This is a genomic window from Pseudalkalibacillus decolorationis (assembly GCF_024609785.1).
GTDB lineage: Bacteria > Bacillota > Bacilli > Bacillales > Fictibacillaceae > Pseudalkalibacillus > Pseudalkalibacillus decolorationis.
The window spans coordinates 105,938-124,409 of the sequence record NZ_JANHJQ010000015.1 but is presented as its reverse complement, the minus strand read 5'-3'; the positions used below and the strand labels follow the sequence as shown (position 1 = coordinate 124,409).

The 18,472-nt window shown below is 39.4% G+C and carries 17 protein-coding genes and 1 pseudogene; 2 read left to right on the top strand and 16 right to left on the bottom strand.

Going from position 1 to position 18,472, the window contains the following annotated elements; translation table 11 throughout:
• From pdxS to NON16_RS15470, 7 genes and pseudogenes are all read right to left on the bottom strand, one after another.
• Nucleotides 1-332, bottom strand: a pseudogene (gene pdxS, locus NON16_RS15500) (pyridoxal 5'-phosphate synthase subunit PdxS); the annotation flags it as partial.
• Between the two features lie 482 nt (nt 333-814).
• Nucleotides 815-1,156, bottom strand: a complete 342-nt coding sequence (locus NON16_RS15495; protein WP_257350301.1) for an avidin-fold protein — start codon at nt 1,154-1,156, stop codon at nt 815-817.
• Nucleotides 1,157-1,558: 402 nt separating this feature from the next.
• The gene (locus tag NON16_RS15490) at nt 1,559-3,700 is read right to left on the bottom strand and encodes a sigma 54-interacting transcriptional regulator (RefSeq protein ID WP_257350300.1); all 2,142 of its coding nucleotides are present in this window, start codon (nt 3,698-3,700) and stop codon (nt 1,559-1,561) included.
• 139 nt (nt 3,701-3,839) lie between these two features.
• Nucleotides 3,840-4,076: a biotin/lipoyl attachment domain-containing protein gene (locus tag NON16_RS15485; protein WP_372508825.1), complete on the bottom strand. Its 237-nt coding sequence runs from the start codon at nt 4,074-4,076 to the stop codon at nt 3,840-3,842.
• Nucleotides 4,077-4,132: 56 nt separating this feature from the next.
• Nucleotides 4,133-4,417 (bottom strand): DUF3055 domain-containing protein, encoded by a 285-nt coding sequence (locus NON16_RS15480; protein WP_257350298.1) that lies wholly within the window; start codon nt 4,415-4,417, stop codon nt 4,133-4,135.
• A 79-nt stretch (nt 4,418-4,496) separates the two neighbouring features.
• On the bottom strand, nt 4,497-5,798 hold the full coding sequence (locus tag NON16_RS15475; RefSeq protein WP_257350296.1) for a Glu/Leu/Phe/Val family dehydrogenase: 1,302 nt from the start codon (nt 5,796-5,798) through the stop codon (nt 4,497-4,499).
• 315 nt (nt 5,799-6,113) lie between these two features.
• Nucleotides 6,114-7,463 carry an APC family permease gene (locus NON16_RS15470; RefSeq protein WP_257350295.1) on the bottom strand — a complete coding sequence of 450 codons (1,350 nt, stop codon included), beginning with the start codon at nt 7,461-7,463 and terminating at the stop codon, nt 6,114-6,116.
• Between the two features lie 570 nt (nt 7,464-8,033).
• Here NON16_RS15470 and NON16_RS15465 point away from each other — a divergent pair.
• Both NON16_RS15465 and NON16_RS15460 read left to right on the top strand, forming a co-directional pair.
• Nucleotides 8,034-8,369 (top strand): DMT family transporter, encoded by a 336-nt coding sequence (locus tag NON16_RS15465; protein WP_257350294.1) that lies wholly within the window; start codon nt 8,034-8,036, stop codon nt 8,367-8,369.
• On the top strand, nt 8,369-8,683 hold the full coding sequence (locus tag NON16_RS15460; RefSeq protein WP_257350293.1) for a DMT family transporter: 315 nt from the start codon (nt 8,369-8,371) through the stop codon (nt 8,681-8,683). Before NON16_RS15465 ends, NON16_RS15460 begins: the two co-directional genes overlap by 1 nt.
• A 72-nt stretch (nt 8,684-8,755) precedes the next feature.
• On the opposite strand, the gene NON16_RS15455 is transcribed toward NON16_RS15460, so the two are convergent.
• The 9 genes from NON16_RS15455 to prfB all read right to left on the bottom strand — a co-directional run bounded on the left by NON16_RS15455 (nt 8,756) and on the right by prfB (nt 18,416).
• Nucleotides 8,756-9,952 (bottom strand): PDZ domain-containing protein, encoded by a 1,197-nt coding sequence (locus tag NON16_RS15455; protein WP_257350292.1) that lies wholly within the window; start codon nt 9,950-9,952, stop codon nt 8,756-8,758.
• Nucleotides 9,953-9,975: 23 nt separating this feature from the next.
• Nucleotides 9,976-10,140, bottom strand: coding sequence for a DUF4083 family protein (locus NON16_RS15450; protein WP_257350291.1), 165 nt, complete (start codon nt 10,138-10,140; stop codon nt 9,976-9,978).
• 223 nt (nt 10,141-10,363) lie between these two features.
• Nucleotides 10,364-11,833: a S41 family peptidase gene (locus NON16_RS15445; protein WP_257350307.1), complete on the bottom strand. Its 1,470-nt coding sequence runs from the start codon at nt 11,831-11,833 to the stop codon at nt 10,364-10,366.
• A gap of 310 nt (nt 11,834-12,143) precedes the next feature.
• Nucleotides 12,144-13,451: a murein hydrolase activator EnvC family protein gene (locus NON16_RS15440; protein ID WP_257350290.1), complete on the bottom strand. Its 1,308-nt coding sequence runs from the start codon at nt 13,449-13,451 to the stop codon at nt 12,144-12,146.
• Nucleotides 13,452-13,527: 76 nt separating this feature from the next.
• Nucleotides 13,528-14,421: a permease-like cell division protein FtsX gene (gene ftsX, locus NON16_RS15435; RefSeq protein ID WP_257350289.1), complete on the bottom strand. Its 894-nt coding sequence runs from the start codon at nt 14,419-14,421 to the stop codon at nt 13,528-13,530.
• A complete protein-coding gene (gene ftsE, locus NON16_RS15430) occupies nt 14,411-15,097 on the bottom strand; it encodes a cell division ATP-binding protein FtsE (protein ID WP_257350288.1) in 687 nt (228 codons plus the stop codon). Before ftsE ends, ftsX begins: the two co-directional genes overlap by 11 nt.
• A gap of 410 nt (nt 15,098-15,507) precedes the next feature.
• Nucleotides 15,508-16,404 carry an acetamidase/formamidase family protein gene (locus NON16_RS15425; RefSeq protein WP_257350287.1) on the bottom strand — a complete coding sequence of 299 codons (897 nt, stop codon included), beginning with the start codon at nt 16,402-16,404 and terminating at the stop codon, nt 15,508-15,510.
• Between the two features lie 27 nt (nt 16,405-16,431).
• A complete protein-coding gene (locus tag NON16_RS15420) occupies nt 16,432-16,824 on the bottom strand; it encodes a thiol-disulfide oxidoreductase DCC family protein (protein ID WP_257350286.1) in 393 nt (130 codons plus the stop codon).
• A 490-nt stretch (nt 16,825-17,314) separates the two neighbouring features.
• A protein-coding gene (prfB, locus tag NON16_RS15415) for a peptide chain release factor 2 (protein ID WP_257350285.1) occupies nt 17,315-18,416 on the bottom strand; the annotation gives its coding sequence in 2 pieces (ribosomal slippage) (nt 17,315-18,343 and nt 18,345-18,416; 1,101 coding nt in all).
• Between the last annotated feature and the right edge of the window lie 56 nt (nt 18,417-18,472).

Sequence of the window (18,472 nt, the reverse complement as noted above, 5' to 3'; positions counted from 1 at the left end):
TCTGCTGGAGTCAATACTTCACTCTCATCAATATAATCTGCTCCAAGTGATTCAAGAATACGCGCTTCAACAATATGTCCGATACGTGCTTTAGCCATAACGGGAATTGAAACCGCATTAATTACTTCCTCGACGATTGTAGGATCAGCCATACGAGCCACTCCACCTGCTGCACGAATGTCTGCAGGGACACGTTCTAGTGCCATAACTGCTACAGCACCAGCTTCCTCAGCAATCTTTGCTTGTTCTGCATTGACAACGTCCATGATGACGCCACCCTTTTGCATTTCTGCCATGCCACGCTTAACGCGATCTGTACCTGTTTGTACCATTATTAATTTCCTCCTAAGATGTTTATTACTTCTTTGTAGTTAATCACTTTGAATTTTAAAGTTATAGTTCTATAAGTGCGTGTTCAAAACAGCCGAGATTAATGAAGTTCAACTAAAATCGTCACGTCCTGTGTCAACGTTGAACTGACTCACATCGTGTGAGCCCGAGGCGCGAAAATCTCACGGACNATCGTCACGTCCTGTGTCAACGTTGAACTGACTCACATCGTGTGAGCCCGAGGCGCGAAAATCTCACGGACCGGAACGACGAGCGATACCTGCTTAAAAGCTACGAGTTGTACCGAGGAAGCTATCTGCTAGCCTCAACTAGTAGACGCAGGTACATATGGAACTTCGACTAACTACTTCACGTCCTGTGAAAACGTCGAAGTCAGCACGTCCGTGTGCAAGTCCGGAGAGATCGAGTAACGAAGAAATTCGACAGCTATTTTAACCGGACTTTTTGAACAACCTCTATAAGTTCAGAGACTTCCTTCTACTATTGATTCACCCTGGCTTTCTCCCCCATTTGACCATATCCATTTTTCATGAAGTTTTATTCGCCCATCTGCTAAAATTTCTGGAGTTGAATGACATTTTCCACTTCTTATTTGGTTGTTCTTGTTAATATAATTATATCTAAATTCTAAATACCCTTTCGAATCAACAAGACCTATTAAAGTACCTTGTATAATCTCGCCCCCGCTGTATGTTGCTCTTAAAATATTCTTTTTTTGGCGATAGTGGAATGTGGTTTGAGAAGACATTTCTCCCTTATCAGTATCACTAACTGGAGTGAAAATGAGATTATTATAATTAATCAACTCTAGCCCCTCCTGCCTAATGGTGTATTATTTGCTCTGTTAATCACCTCTTCTTAGGTTTTAAATATTTGGAATTCTTCCTTCTCTATTCGAATTTCTAATTATAAATGCAAGATTCATGCCAACGCATAACCTCTTTATCCATACCTTTTTTCGTTACTTCATCGCTCCTGTTTAATAACGGTTTATGTAAAAATGCATAGGTTAACGGAACGTGCATACTTACTCTTGAAGAAGAGTTATTACTACTTTTAATGCTAAATTAGCCCAGACCGATCTCTTATATGTACATTCACCAAGCTAAAGGGCATTTTGCATCAATAGTAATCCACAGCTTAAGAATTTAAACAAAAAGAAAAGCTACCGCTTGAACGTTCAGCAGTAGCTTTAAACTCATTCCTCTTATTGAAATGGAATGTCTTCTCTTTTAACTCCCTTTTCACTTAAAAGCTTTTGATACTTACGGCTAACAGAAGATTGACTGATACCTAGAGCTTTAGCTGCTTTTGTCGTTGTTTTATATTGTTTCATAGCAAGCATTATCAATTGTTCTTCTACGTGATCTTGGGCTTCGTGTAAAGGCAAAACTCTTGTGATGACAGGTTTTGCTTTTTTAAAATCGTTTCCAAGTGCAAGAAATTGACTGACAAAATCGGCATCAATGGACTCATGGTCGGCAGAAACAACGAGACGCTCAATAATATTCTGTAGTTCCCGTATATTTCCAGGCCATGAATAGACTTCTAATAAATTATGGGCATCTGGGGTTAAATGATAGTTTTTGTTATATCTTTCATTTAACTGCTGTAGAAAATGAAACGCAAGTAGTGGAATGTCTTCTGGTCGCTCCCGTAACGGGGGAACGTGAATGGGAATAACGTTTAACCTATAAAATAAGTCTTCACGAAATGTTCCCTGCTCGACCATTTTTTCTAACTGATTATTTGTTGCCGCAACAATTTGCACATTTACAGGTATCGGCGTGGTACTTCCGATCGGAATAACTTCCTGTTCTTGAAGAACTCTTAATAATTTTACTTGAAGGTGTAATGGCATTTCACCGATTTCATCTAAAAATAAAATCCCTTGATCTGCTTGTTGAAAATACCCTTCTTTGCCGCCTTTATCCGCTCCTGTAAACGATCCCTTCGTATACCCAAATAATTCACTTTCTAATAAGCTTTCAGGAATCGCACCACAATTCAACTTTAGAAACGGTTGATTTGAACGCCTACCGAGCTGATGGATCGCCTGGGAGATCACTTCTTTCCCTACCCCTGATTCCCCATTAATTAAAACTGTTGAGGAAAAGTCCGCAATTTTTTTAACTTGTGTCATGATTTGCTCCATTTTCGGACTGCAGTAAATCATTTTTTTGAAAAACTGATCTTTGTTTTTAATACTGTCTAATTCCCGTTTGTATTGATCAGATATCTTTTTGATCTCTCTTAATTCTGTTTTCAGTTTTGTTGTTTCTGTAATATCCCTTGAAGCAATGATAATCCGATGAATGTCACCATTTTCATTAAATACTGGGTTCCCTACAGCGAGTATTTTTTTTCCACTTTGCGTTTCTTGGACAACAGATACTTTTTTCTTTTGCTCTAATACGAGTCTTGTTACAGATGGACTGAATAATCCTTTATCCTCTAATTCTAAAAGGCTTTTCCCGATAAGGTCTTTCAATTGGACACCCCAGAATTCCGAGATGAAGCTGTCGCTATAACGGAGCAGTTCGCCTTTATGATTAACAACGAGTATCTCGTCGTAAATGCTTGATAGGATTGCGTTTAAGTCTTCATTTAAATTTTTTATATATTCAATTTCCATGGCCATATCCTCAACCATAGGCAAATCTTGAACAATGATAACCATGCCTTCTACTTGATTTTCAAAGTTAATAATCGGGCTATAATCAACGAGAATTCCCATTTCATCGGTGATTTGCAATTGATTTAACACGGTTTCACCGGTTGAAAACACATTATCAATATATTTTCTACTAAAAATGTCTTCAGCCTGAACATTCCTCACTTTGTCCGGTGAGGCTTTAATCATTTTTAATCCCGATTCGTTATAATTCACAATTCTTTTTTCTCTGTCAACAACAAACATCCCCATCGGAATCGATGTTAAAATGATTTTTAACAAATCAAGGCTATTTTTATTTTCCTGCCTAAATAATTCTGCCAACACATCTTCTCTTCTAATATAACCAGTCGGCTCATCTTGTTCATTTTTCACAAGTGCAATGGACTCTCCAATGATTTGAAAGAGAACAGGAAACGAAATGTTTTGATTTAGTTTACATACACTGTCTAAAGAAACAGAGCAAGATAATAATGATTCAATCTGCAAGTCCTGGCCATTGCGGTCAGCCAAAAATAGATCCTTCAATTGTATATAAGCAAACAACTGATTTTCCTTTTTTAAAAATAGAAACGGTTCTTTACTTTGTTGAAGCTCTTTATTCCAATTCTTTGCTGGTTGATCAACCGATATTGAAAAAATAGGTCTTATTTTATCATTTGCGAGTGAAAACATAGATGTGGTCCCCCTTCTGTAGCTCCCCTCATTGTACCATTTAGCAGAATCTTATAAAAAGTCTAAAATTATTTGGTGGAATTTAACAATTTAAAGAGGAGATGATTGATTCATCTCCTCTTTCATATTTAACTGTTTCTTAGTCGCTTCCACTCACAAACAAATCCTCTTTAATGAAGGCCAACACCATTCCTGGAATGACTTCATCCCCCTTTTCTACCTCCAAAGACTCGACTTCTCCGCTTATCCCAATTTTAACGATTTCGATTTTTCCATTATTTTTTTTAATAGAAAATAAGGCTTCCCATTCGTATATTCGTAATTGACTTTGAATCGATACTTCTTCAACGATGCCATGGCAGGGACTCATTATCATTTCAAGATGGACCATAATACACTCCTTTCTGGTCATATTCACCGTAAAGTCACCTATTAATATTGATTCGCAACTTGTCTGTTTTGCAGTATTAAATGAAAAAAACTTTTTAACTCTCTAATATCTATCAGTTCAATACCTAACTTTTCAGCCCAACACATGTCGTTTTCAATGTCTTCATCGCACATTAGCACCATTTGTCCGCTTTGAATAGAGACAACCATTGCTTTCCCAAAAAACTTTTCAGAATATATGATGGACAGGTCATACCGATGATGATCTGAGGCTATACAGTAATAATGAATCGATTGTCGTTCTCTTTCCTCTAATAAAATATCCATATGAATCACAACTCCCTTTTTAGCTTTTCTCTTTCATCGGTAACGGTACGACGAGAGTTCAAGGCATAGCTAATATCTTCTAAATATTTATCCAGCCACGAAGTCGAGAAGCTTCTGTTACTCTTTTAATTCCTTCGATATAGGCAGCCACTTTCATATCTACACCATGCTTTTTCGATGTTTGATAAACTTTTAAGAAGCTAGCTGTGATTTTGTCCTTTAATCGTTCATCGACTTCCTTTTCTGTCCAATAGTAACCTTGGTTGTTTTGACACCATTCAAAATATGAAACAATAACTCCACCGGAATTGGCTAAAATATCTGGGACGACTAAAATATCTCTTTCCTTTAGAATTTTAACTGCTTCCTTGGTCGTTGGCCCATTGGCAGCCTCCACCACAATTTTACATTTAATCCGATCAGCATTCCTTTTTGTGATTTGTCCACCGATGGCAGCCGGGATCAGCACATCACATTCTTTCTCAATTAACTCTTGATTCGACAGTGTATTGTCAAATAAATTCGATACTACTCCAAACGAGTCTCTATTTTCGAGCAGATATGGAATGTCTAACCCCTCTGAATCATAGATTCCACCGATAACATCAGAAACGCCGACAACTTTTGCTCCCATTTCATATAAATACATCGCTAGGAAACTACCTACATTACCAAAACCTTGAATGATTATCCGCATGTCCTTAATCGGAAGCTTTTTTAATTCACTTATTAATTGGAGTGTGTACAGAACCCCTTTAGAAGTTGCTGTTTCACGTCCTTGGGATCCTCCAAGAGAAAGCGGTTTACCAGTGATAAAACTCGGTGAATCAAACTCACGAATATGATCATATTCATCAAGCATCCATGCCATAATCTGCGAATTCGTATACATGTCGGGTGCCGGAATATCCTTTGTTGGCCCTACAATTTGACTGACAGCTCTAACGTATCCTCTGCTTAATAGTTCCAACTCTCGAAAACTCATCTTTCTTGGATCACAGACGATACCACCTTTCGCACCACCGTAAGGAAGACCAGTTATTCCACATTTTAAACTCATCCAACCCGATAGCGCTTTCACTTCATCAGGAGTTACGTCTGGATGAAACCGAATCCCCCCTTTAGTTGGACCTGTTGAATCATTATGCTGGGATCGATACCCTTTAAATATTTTTGTTTTTCCGTTATCCATACGAACCGAAATTCTTACTTCAAAAAATCGAATCGGTTCTTTTAACATTTCGAAGACCTCATCAGGATAATGAAGAACATCCAACGCTTCTTTTAAAACGGATTGAAATTCAGTTAGAGGATTTTCTAGAAAATCCGTTTCAACACTTACATGGCTTTGATTATTCTTTTCTAGTGATTGAACAGTCACATTAACACCTCATTATTTTTTTACTATTTTATTTAGATGCAATTTCCATGCCAACTTTACAATATTTATAGTTTGTGTTCAAAAAGGAGGACAAACAGGGCCGAGAAGTTCAAGGCGCGGCAGTCACGAGGACCGGAACGTAGATTATTACTACGAGAGGACCGAAGTGGCAACGCAACGAAGAAATTCGAAAGCAATGTTTCCCGGACTTTTTGAACATCCTCTTATAAAAGCTTGGCAATCTACTTATAACCCATATTAATATTTGAATTACAACAGCAATGAAGCGCTATAAAGCATTATGTACAAATGCATTTATAGGTCACTCGCTTCTTCAAAATGAAACTGTGGTGTTTTACTTGTAAACATTTTCGTTCTGTACAATAGATATCCAAGGCCAACAGCTGCCCAAACAAGACCTAATGTAAGTGAACTTGAATCAAGATTAAACCATAGAACAGCAACGGATAACGCACCAATTACAGGCGCTAAGAGGTAGATGAAAAATCCTTTCACTGTTTTATGCCTCTTTTCTCGTACAACATAATGAACAATCACACATAAGTTTACGAATGTAAAAGCGATCAATGCGCCAAAGTTAATTAAAGATGTTGCTGTCACCAAGTCAAAGAAAATGGCAGATAGAGAAATCCCACCCACAAACAGAACATTATAAATAGGTGTTCTAAAGCGTGGATGTATATAACCAAAGAACTTCTGCGGTATCACATTATCACGGCCCATTACGTACAATAGCCGGGATACACTAGCATGCGATGCAAGCCCTGAAGCAAGAGTACCTGTAAAGGTTCCCGCGAGGAAGACAGCTTGGAACAACTTACCCCCAACGAAAAGTGCAATCTCAGGTGAAGCAGCCTCTGGATCATTAAATCTTGATACATCAGGAAAAAATGACTGTGTGAAATAAGAAGCTAATATAAACAGGATACCTCCAATTAGTGCCGTAAGAAAAATAGCCCGTGGAATGGTCTTCGTCGGATTTTGCGTTTCTTCGGAAAGGGTTGTCACCGCATCAAATCCTAAAAATGAAAAACAAAGAACAGTAGCACCTGCAATTAATGTTGAAAGTTGCATATCGGGTTGAAAAAAAGGTTGAATGGTAGCTATTTCACCAGTGCCTTCACCTTGGATTAAACCTTTAATCACTAAAATAATAAAAATTGTTATCACTAGCATTTGGAACATAACTAAAAAGGTATTAAAGTTCGCTGTAATATTCACACTAATCATATTTATGATGGTTACAAGCAGAACAAATCCAATCACCCAAATCCATGATGGAACCTCCGGAAATAGAGCCGAAAGATAAATTCTAGTTAATAACGTATTAATCATCGGTAGAAAAAGATAATCTAGTAAAGAAGACCAACCGACAAGAAATCCAAGATTTGGGTTCATTGTTTTCTGTGTATACGTATAAGCCGAACCTGCTACTGGAAAGGCCTTCACCATTTTTCCATAGCTTGCAGCAGTAAACAACATAGCAACTATCGCTAGGATGTAAGCCATAGGAACATGCCCACCAGTTTGTTCTGATACGATGCCAAAAGTATCAAATACAACCATTGGTGTCATATAACCTATCCCAAGCATAATGATCTGCCATAGCTTTAACGAACGGCTCAACCCTGCTTCATTCCTCATTTATCATTCCTCCTAGATTTCCAATTTCAAGAAAACGCTTTCAACTTAAGGGCAAAAAACATTATGTGTCCCAAATTTACCCTTTAGTGTTGTATCAAAAAAATTGTATCTGTTAAATGAATATATCAAGTTTTTAAATATAATGCCTCCCCCATTTTTTAACTATTTCGACTTACCTAAAAATTAATGCAATTTTCATGCCAAAAAGTAATCTCGAATCAAAAGACCAACGAAGGTATTGTTTTACACTTATTTCAATGAAATGAATGATAATGATTGAATTCTTTTGAGTCGCACCTATTCATTACTGCATACGTTATTCACATCCTCATATTTTGTCGTTTTTTAACGAACAGCAAAAATTACTTAGTAAGTGAACTATTTTAAACAGGTCATCCCTTTTCTTTTTGACATTTTATAAGTTTTACCATATAATGAATGATAGTCATTCATTTATTTAAATGCTTACAAAGATCATTTAGAAACTAAACAAGTTAGTGGATACTTCCTATACTTTTTGTTTACTATAAAAATGACTGACATTCATTCACTTTAAAGGAGGTATTTAAAATGAGTTGGTTATTAATTTTTGTTGCTGGGATTTTGGAAGTGGTATGGGCTTCAGGCCTTAAATATGCAGATACAGTTTTAGATTGGGTTATCACCGTTATCTTAATTGCAGTAAGTTTCATCTTACTAATTCGTTCTTATAAAACGATTCCTATCGCAGCAGCTTATACTGTATTCGTAGGAATTGGAACTGTCGGTACGTATTTTGTAGGAGTCTTTCTGGGTGAACCTTTTTCGATTGGCCAAATATTCTTTCTAATGATTTTATTAACAGGAATTATTGGAATGAAGATATTCACGAAAAAAGAAAATAAAAAAACAAGAGGTGAGCATTAATGGTTTGGGGATTATTATTATTAGCCGGTCTTGAGGAAGTTATTGCTACGATTGCCATGAAATATATGGATGGTACAAGAAAAAAATGGCCTATATTCGTGATGACGTTCGGCTTTATACTTTCATTTTACTGTCTGTCAAAAGCTATGGAAGTACTCCCTGCTGGGGTTGCTTATGGGATGTGGACTGGTATTGGTAGTGTAGGGATCACTTTAGTCGGTATTTTATGGTTTAAAGAACGATTTAATTCTTCTCAATTTATATCACTTGGTCTCATTTTGATCGGGGTCATTGGTCTAAGAATGACATCGTAGTAGAGGAACAGTTAATAGCCTGTTCCTCTATCTACATATTATTTAAAGAAAGCATTTTTATCTCTTTTCTAATTAACCGATCGCTCTTTTCCGCTTTGCTTTTTCAGGTTGGGCGAACAGCAATCCGAGTTCATGGTGCTCATCCTCATATAACGAGCGCTGAACAAATCGCACCTCACCGTTATAATCAAGAACATCGAGCTTACAAAAGGCAGCATTGCTTTGTAACGCTTTGTAAAAGTCCTCTACCCGGTCCATACGTTGTCCATTTACACGAATGATTCGTTCTCCGATAGAGACTTTCATTTTTGCAGCCGGGGAGCTAGGAATGATTCCAAGAATTCGAATCCCTTCATTAAGAGCACTGAAATACGGTGCTTGCTCAACCTCAAGTTTACGGTAGTAGAGCATTAGTGCAGAACGACCGACAACAGCTAAACCGATTACTGCGATTCCGTATCCTTGCAGGTCAAAATAAACAAGCCCAATTGCTCCCATCCATAAAATGATTCCTAATGCTAACGTCCGAAATCCGAACGCTTTTACAATAGGTCCTGGTAATGATTGTGAAACGGCGTGGTGAAATCCGATTGCAAACGGCACAAGTGCGACACTAAAACTCGATTCCCCGATTTGTAGCAACGGAAACCAACTGGTGCTGGCAACTGCCGTACCAGGTACGAGTATAAACATCGGCACGAGCCAAATTCGACTGACCACATGCGCTCCAATTCCTTTTCCTCTTTTTCCTCGTAATAAAATCGGTGAGGTATTGTCTGAGCCTACTGAAATGAGCAAGATACCTTCCATCACAAGAAACATCGCAACAAGTAACGCGATCATCCCAAGTGGAGCACCTTGCAGATCCACTAGCCAAGCATCAACAAATCCGACACCTGTTTCGATAGGTGGCAGATAAGCTGCACTTATGTACGTGAATGCTCCAGCAAACACCGGATTCAAAACATTTTTTCGCAGCGTCAGACCGAGTATTATGTAAAACAATGACATTACGGCTATGATACCTAATGGTAGAAAAAGACCAGCAAACACGCTTAAGATGGAAAAGACCAATCCAATAACGAGTCCCGGCAAAATCCCACGTACAAAATCGTCCATTACATCGTGTACACGAACATAGAAATCACTCCGTTCTCGCTTTACACGGGTAACTGCGTGTATACCTATGAAAAGAAGAATGAAGTAGAACAGAGGATTTAAGAAAAACCAGCTTGTCCCTTTTAAAATTTCAATTATTTGATCCAACATATTGAAAGCCTCCACTACCTATACTAATTGTTCTGTTTTTCTCGAGTTAATCTATCCAGCTTAGCATCGATTTCTTCAAGATGCCTCGTCTTTTTCCTCTGATTCATAACGAACCAAACGATAGCTGAAACTATACCAATTAGAACAAGGAATGATATTAATTGAAACACAACATCACCAATATTCACAGGAATCCCCCTTATACGATTCGTTTTTCAATTTAAAAGAAAGGGGATGACTTCATACAAGGTTCCCATCTCCCGAGCTAACATTTACTGACGATCAAATGCAAGCTGTAAACGGAGTAAAGGCCCTTATAAGTCATCCCTTACTATTTCGATATATAAATGAACCATCCTGCTTTAAATAGTACTATTTTAATTTAAAGTCATCTGTCTATTATACTTTAATTTATTTTTCAAATAAAACTTCAATCGCAGTTTGGAGCTGTAGGTCATTTTTCGCTTCATCAACTTTTTCAAGCAGCTCCTTCTCCATTAGACGAGCTGTTTCTTTATCCACTTTCCCTGTAACCTTTAGATCATTTGATGAATTTTGGAAGGCACGGACAGCAGTTTCTGTTTTTTCGTCAAAATAGCCATCTGTTCTTCCAGGATTAAAGCCAAGCCCCTTCAGAATCGTTTGTAGGTTCTTCACCTGTTCACCGTTTGAATCAAAGGTAAGCGGCTTTTCAACCGTAATCGGGCTCGCATAAAAATAATCCGGCTGTTTTACTTCTACTGTAGGTTTAACCCCTTTTTCATGGATCCAATTTCCATCTGGAGTCAACCACTTGAACATTGTTAGTTTAATGCTACTTCCATCGTCCATTTCGACTGCTTGTTGGACGGTCCCTTTACCAAATGACTTTTCCCCAACAAGTTCGTATTCGCCCGCTTCTTTTAACGCAGCTGCTAGGATTTCGGATGCTGAAGCACTTCCTCGGTCAATTAGCCCAACAATCGGGTATCCTCTTTTCTCTGTTCTTGATGAGAAGAACCGCTGCTTTTCACCATTTCGTGCTTCAATTTGTACAATTGGTTCATCCTTCTTCACGATCAATTTCATAATATCCTCAACACTAGAAAGATACCCACCTGGATTACCACGGACGTCAATGACCAAGCCATCAATTCCTTTGTCTTCAAGAGCTTTCAGCTGTTTTTCAAAGTCAGCCGCTGTATCTTCTGAAAACGAAGTAATTCGAATGTTGCCGACCTTTTTCCCATCCTTTTCAATCACGTCTGAATAGACCGTTTCGATCGGAATTTCGTCTCGTTTAACATTTACCGTCAATGTTTCACTCGCACCAGGACGTTTCACCTCAAGCTTCACCGTCGACCCTTTTTTACCACGGATTTTCAAAACAGCGTCATACAAGTCAAGGCCTTTGGTACTCTTACCATCAATAGAAACTATCTGGTCTTTCGGTCGTAGTCCCGCTTTCTCAGCAGGAGAATCCTCGAATGGAGCAACAATTGTCACATACCCATCCATCATCGTAACCTCAGCACCAATTCCCTCAAATGACGATTCGAGCGTATCGTTAAATTGCTCAGCTGTTTCCTCGTCCATATAAACGGAATAAGGATCATCAAGGGTCTTTACCATTCCTTGAATTGCCCCTTCTAGCAGCTTATCCTTATCAACCTTTTGGAAATACTGCTGTGAAATGAGATCATACGTTTTCTCAATCTTTGCGAATTCTTCTTCAGCACCCGAACCACCAAGGTCAAGGTTAAGACTATCCTCTGCAGCCTTTTCCAATGCTGAATTGCTTTCGTCATCTGAAAACAACGACATTCCGGCATATGTACCACCAGCACCAACGGCAAGTGAGCCAGCAACTAAAATAGCAACCATTTTTCCTTTTACATTCATCCAATCACCTCTCGTGTTTGCAGGAAAAGGCATCACACCTTCACGATGCGATGCCGCTTTCACATGAGTAAGGTCTTCCTGATTCCATTATATTATCCTACTCATTATACTATATGAACAGCTTGTATCCTTTATGAATCTTTGAAAAACAATGTTGCCGTTCATGATTTTACAAGGCGTTTAAATACTTAATGGGGTGTACTAAACAAGATAAATTCATACTACTACACAAATAGAATTGTAACAAGCATTAAACCTAAGTAAAGAACCACACCCCAGACTGTTCCGAGGTGTGGTTTTCGGTTTATTTTTAGAAAAATTGGCGTGGGTTAATTGCGTTTGATTTAGCGCTGTTCCATGATGGTTGGTGGACTTCGAAGTGTAAGTGCTGACCAGTTGATTGTCCAGTGCTTCCCATAATACCAATTTGTTGTCCTTTTTGAACGGATGCGCCTGTCCCTATATGACGTTCACGCATATGTGCGTACACAGTCGTATAGGCTTGACCATTTAGATAATGAGCGATAAATACTACGTTACCGTAACTACTTGAGTAGTAGGACTTGATGACCGTCCCTGATGCAGCTGCAACGATCGGAACCGTGCCCCCACGTGCAATATCGACACCCGCATGGAAACTTCCCCAACGTTGACCCATTCCTGATGTAAACGCTCCAGAAGCTGGCTTCATGAACATTCCGCCTGTTACTGCAGGCGTTGAGACTGTTGATCCACCGCCGCCTCCACTGCTACTGTTGCTACTGGTGTTGCTGCTTGAAGACGAATTATTATTGCTCCTGGCTGCTGCTTCTGCAGCTGCTGCCTCTGCTGCACGTTTACGAGCTTCTTCTTCTTGTCGTTTCTTTTCAGCTTCAAATGCTGCTTGTTGTTTTGCAAGTAGGTCTTCTTCATTTTCAAGCTTATCAATGTGCTTGTGCATTTGCGCTTCTTCATGTTTTAACTCACCTAGCAACGCATTCTTCCGTTTTACAGCTGCGTCTAGTTCTGCTTTAAGGCTTTCGAGCTCCTTCATTTGTTCCTTAAGGCTATCGAGTGTAGATTCAACTTCCTTTTTTACTTCTTCTAATTCTTTCTTGTCTCGCTTATGAGCTTCAAGCAACTTCTTATCCTGTTCAGCAATTTCATTTAGTGCAAACACACGATCAAGGAAATCACCGAAATCCTGGGAACCAAGTACCACTTCTATGTATTGAACGGAACCGCCGTTTTCGTACATTGCTTTTACACGATCTTTTAACAGCTTATCACGCTCAGCAATCCGTTTTACCAAAACTTCGATTTCTTCTTTTAGTTTATCAATCTCTTCTTTTGTCTTTTTGATTTCCTTGTTTTTCGAATCAATTTTACTAGATGTGTCAGCGACTTTCTGGTCTAAGTTCTTGATTTCAGCATCGAGCTTGTCTTGATCCTTTTGAATTTCAGCAATTTCTGATGATGCTTTGTCCTGTGCAGATTTATTTTCCGAACGCTGCTCCTGCACATTATTAATCTTATCTTCTAAAGAGTTGGCTAGTGCCCCGTTACCGTTTGTGAAACCAGGGACACCACCAAGTAATAGACTAAGTGACGCTGTTGCAACAATTATTTTCTTCTTCACAATTCCATCCTCCATTCATTTCTTTAACAATCCGCGTTCAAATAAGCAAGTGGTTAGCAGGGCCTTGAACTTCTTCCTACACTTTCAAGAATTTCCGGACAGACGTCATGCTGCCCCATACTCCGATAAATGCTCCGATAATTACTAGAAGTCCGGCTAGTTGGAACATAAGCGGGTAAACCGGGAGAAGCTGGAAAAGAATTGTGTTTAAGTTCATGCTGACAGCTTCATAGATAAATTGGTAAGCAAAAATTAATATGCCAATCGGTATCAACGATCCTAATACTCCGAGCAGGATTCCTTCCACGAAGAAAGGCCATCTAATAAATCCGTTCGTTGCACCAACGAGTTTCATAATTTCAATTTCTGTACCTCTGGACACAATCGTGATTTTAATTGTATTAGCAATTAAGAACATGGCCGTAAATAAAAGCCCAACAATCAAAACAAGACCGACATTACGGGCTGTATCCGTAATTTTAAACAGCCTTTCGACTGTACCTTGTCCATAACGAACTTCACTGACATAGTCCAACGTTTCAATTTCATCTGCAACAAGAGGTGTATCCTGAGGACGTTCTGTTTTAACTGCGAACGCATCTGGAAGTGGATTTTCATCTTCAAGAGATTGAAAGACTTTACCTTCATCCCCTAAACTATCAATTAACTCTTGTAATCCTTCTTCCTTAGGAACGTATTTAACACTCGATACTTCCTCAATACCTTCAAGTTGCTGCTGTAACTCTTGATGCTGCGGTTCCTCTGATGTTTTTTCTAGATAGACACGAATTTCGACATCGTCCTCAATCTGTGAGGCGATCGCATTTATGTTTAATAGTAAGACGAGAAATACCCCAACTAATAGGAGTGTAACCGTTACCGCACTGATCGAAGCAAAAGACATCCAACCATTACGACCAAGGCTTTTAAAGCCTTCCTTAATATGACGTCCAAGGGTTCTAAATTTCATAGCCGTAATTCCCCCTTAGTTCGTCACGGGAAATGCGTCCGCCATCAATTGCGATAACTCGCTTTTTAACTGTGTTTACAATTTCTTTGTTATGGGTAGCCATAACTATAGTGGTACCTCGAGTTCCGATCTCTTCAAATACATCCATGATCCCCCATGCTGTTTCAGGGTCAAGGTTCCCAGTAGGCTCGTCCGCGATGAGAACAGGCGGCTTGTTGACGATTGATCGGGCAATCGATACGCGCTGCTGTTCTCCTCCGGATAGCTCATCTGGTAAAAACCGCGCTTTGTTCTTGAGACCTACGAGATCCAATACTTCCATAACCCGTTTTCGTATAACCTTCGGGCTTTCCTCGATGACCTCGAGAGCAAACGCGACATTTTCATAGACAGATAGTTTTGGTAAGAGTTTAAAGTCCTGGAACACGACCCCAACTTGTCTTCGTACGAATGGGATATGTCGCTCCTTAACCTTTATTAAGCTTCTTCCATTGATGATTATGTTTCCTTTTGTCGGCTTTTCTTGGCGATACATGCATTTAATAAATGTAGATTTCCCAGCACCACTTGGACCGACGACATAGACAAATTCCCCTTTTTCAATGTGGATATCTATCCCGTTAAGCGCCATAACGCCGTTCGGGTAGGTTTTCCAAACGTCATGCATTTCTATCAAATCTAATCCCACCCTATGTATTGTCTAAAGCTGTCAAATCTTCGGTTGTCGATATCTGTATACTATTTTCGACTTCACTATTTATATTATCGGTTCCAATGCTTGAATTATAAGAGATAACTTTTTCGCACCAGTTTATTATAACATCTCATTTCGTCAATTTAAGTCAAAATCGTATTACATTTATGTTTCAAATGTGCCCACAATTTGACAAAAAGATTACGAAATCTCCCTTCTTTCTTCGATAAACTTCGACATCTTTTTACCTTTTCTACATTTATGCAGAAAATCCTTCTATAAAACAGGAAATAAGGAGGGTTTTTAAATAGAGGTGATCGAATTTTACTAGTTTAATTGCTTGATCCTGTGTGAAGCAGGGACATTTCAGGGTAAAATCACCTAGTCATCTATTAAAATAGTTTGGGGATTAGCGTTTTAGGGATGGAAATTTTCACGGTAATAAGCGGGTTTACGATCTGACTTATTTTCAGATCACATGTAGCACTAAGCAAACGGTATGCATCATCAAAACCGACCGCAAGTCGCCGTTGGATGTGTTGCACAGACATGTTAAGGGCACGTTTAATCGTTTCATCATACTTTGTCCCCGAGCATAGGATCAAATATGATTCGTTCGTTTCGACAACCGGTGATTCAATGTCCCAATTAGCCGCTTTTGTGACAGTTAAGTGAACCGCACCTGCAACCTCTACTCCTGTTCCATCGAGTTCTCCATCCCCCATCGCAGCATGCATATCTCCTAGGCCGAGGAGTCCACCATTGTGATGAACGGGTAGATATACCTTGTTTCCTGTCGTTATCTCTTTCGTATCCAAATTACCACCGTGATCACCAGGGGTTTCGTTCTGAACGCTTCCCTCAGCAGGTGCCACACCGATCACACCAATCATTGGTTGAACGGGAATATGGATAGTATCAGTAAAATGAATGACGTTCTCTTTAATCGGGAGAACTTTGGTTGTTGTGTTTTCAATCTGATCTCCTAGAGGTCCAAGGCCAGGCATCATAACCATGACACCGAACTCATTTAGTTCAATTTTCCCGACTTCAATACAGAGCACATCACCAGGCTGTACACCATTTATATAGATAGGACCTGTCGCTAGATTAATTTTCCCTGTTAAATCAAGATCCGTTCGCAAGATTGTTTCCTCGGTTATTCGCCCACCGTAGCAATCGTGAGTTTCAAACAAGGACCTTTCCCCAAGCTCAATTGTATATGCCGGCTTATTTTTGTGTGAAAAGTGAGTGAAAGTACGTTGTCTAGACAATGTTTTCATAGTCATGTAATAACCTCCCTTTCAGAGTATCAATTAACTTAAAAATCTCTTTTTAATACTGGGTGTCGGAATCATACACGACTCTCTTTTACCAAACCATTTGTAACGGTTTTTAGCGATAAAACTATAAACGGTATCACGTACTGGCCTAGGGATCCAGAATAATTTCGATAAAATCTTCCAACCACCATTTAAATGTTTACAAACACGCAAAGCCGCATCGGATCTTTGGTAAGCTTGCTCATTTTCAATCAGTATAAACGTATCAAGTGAATTCGGCAGGTTATACGTACTGAGGAGTTCTTGCCCTGCCTCACTTTGAAGAGACGCAAATCGATAGTACGCATTAGGATCACGTTTGATCACAAACTGAACGATTCCATTGCATAAATTACACTCACCATCGAATAGTAAAATCGCACTCATATCTTTCACCTCTTTTAGTGCGTGTTCAAAAAGGAGGACAAAAAGAGCCGAGAAGTTCGAGGCGTGAAAATCTCGAGGACCAGAACGTATGCTATTAATACGTGAGGACCGGAGAGATCGAACAACGAAGAAATTCGACAGCTATTTTTACCGGACTTTTTGAACAACCTCTTTAGGTGGAACTTATAGTTTTAGTATATCATGCGTAGAAAAAGACCCTCTAGGGTTGATATCTAAAAAAAATAATGGCTTGAACCAAGAAAATACCCGTGAAAAGATAGTTTGCCGCGAAAAAATAGATTTTGCCGCGAACGAACAATACAACCCAGATATCCTATCGCGCAACCAATGTTCAATTCACATTTCCACTATATAGCGAATCTTCCTGTTTTAGTAGGTGCAGGGGAACGTCCTAGCTAAACAACTAAAAGGGCTTTCTAAACGTTGGATTGCGAACGTTTAGGAAGCCCCTTCTTTACTCTACAACATTCTATTTCATTTGTGATCGCAAGTATGCATCGATGAACGGATCGATATCGCCATCCATAACACCTTGTGCGTTTCCGATTTCCACATTTGTACGGTGGTCTTTGACAAGACTGTAAGGGTGGAAAACGTAGGAACGGATTTGGCTTCCCCAGCCAATTTCTTTTTGTTCACCACGAATTTCGTTTAATTCAGCCTGTTGTTCCTCAATTCGTCTTTGATAGAGCTTTGCTTTTAACATTTTAATGGCTCGTTCCCGGTTCTTGATCTGCGAACGCTCGGTTTGACAGGACACGACTGTATTGGTCGGTAAGTGGGTCATTCGAACGGCCGAATCTGTAGTATTAACATGCTGTCCGCCGGCTCCACTTGCTCGATACGTATCGATCTTAATTTCGTCTGGCTTAAGTTCAATCTCAATATCATCGTCTAACTCTGGCATAACCTCACAGGAAACAAACGAGGTATGTCGTCGGCCTGACGAATCGAATGGTGAAATCCGAACGAGCCGATGAACACCTTTTTCCGTTTTCAAGTACCCGTAAGCATTGTGGCCTTTAATGTTCAAAGTAACACTTTTCACTCCAGCCTCATCACCCGGCAGATAATCCATGGTTTCTACTTTATAACCTTTATCCTCGGACCAACGAGTGTACATGCGAAGAAGCATCGAAGCCCAATCTTGAGATTCCGTTCCACCTGCACCAGGATGGAGTTCAAGGAGTGCATTGTTTTTATCGTGCGGTTCGCTGAGCAGCATCGTTAATTCGAAGTTGGAGAGTTGAGTGGAAAGCTCCTTTAATTCACTTTCAAGCTCGGTTTGCAGCTCTTGATCTTCTTCTTCTTTTACAAGTTCATGAGAAACCACAAGATTTTCATATGTTTCTTCTAGTTCACGCAGTTCGTTGACGGGATCTTTTAGCGCGTTCGCCTCGTTAATGACCTTTTGTGCCGCATTTTGGTCGTCCCAAAAATTCGGTGTTGCCATCTGTTCATCGAGTTCTGCTATACGCGCCTCTTTATTATCGAGGTCAAAGGGACCCCCTAAAATCTTGGATTCGCTTTTGCATTATGTTCAGTTCTTGTTTAATTTCAACTAAGTCCATACCGCATTCTCCTTCAAATAAATTAAACAAACGTTAGATTGATGCTACTTCGTGCG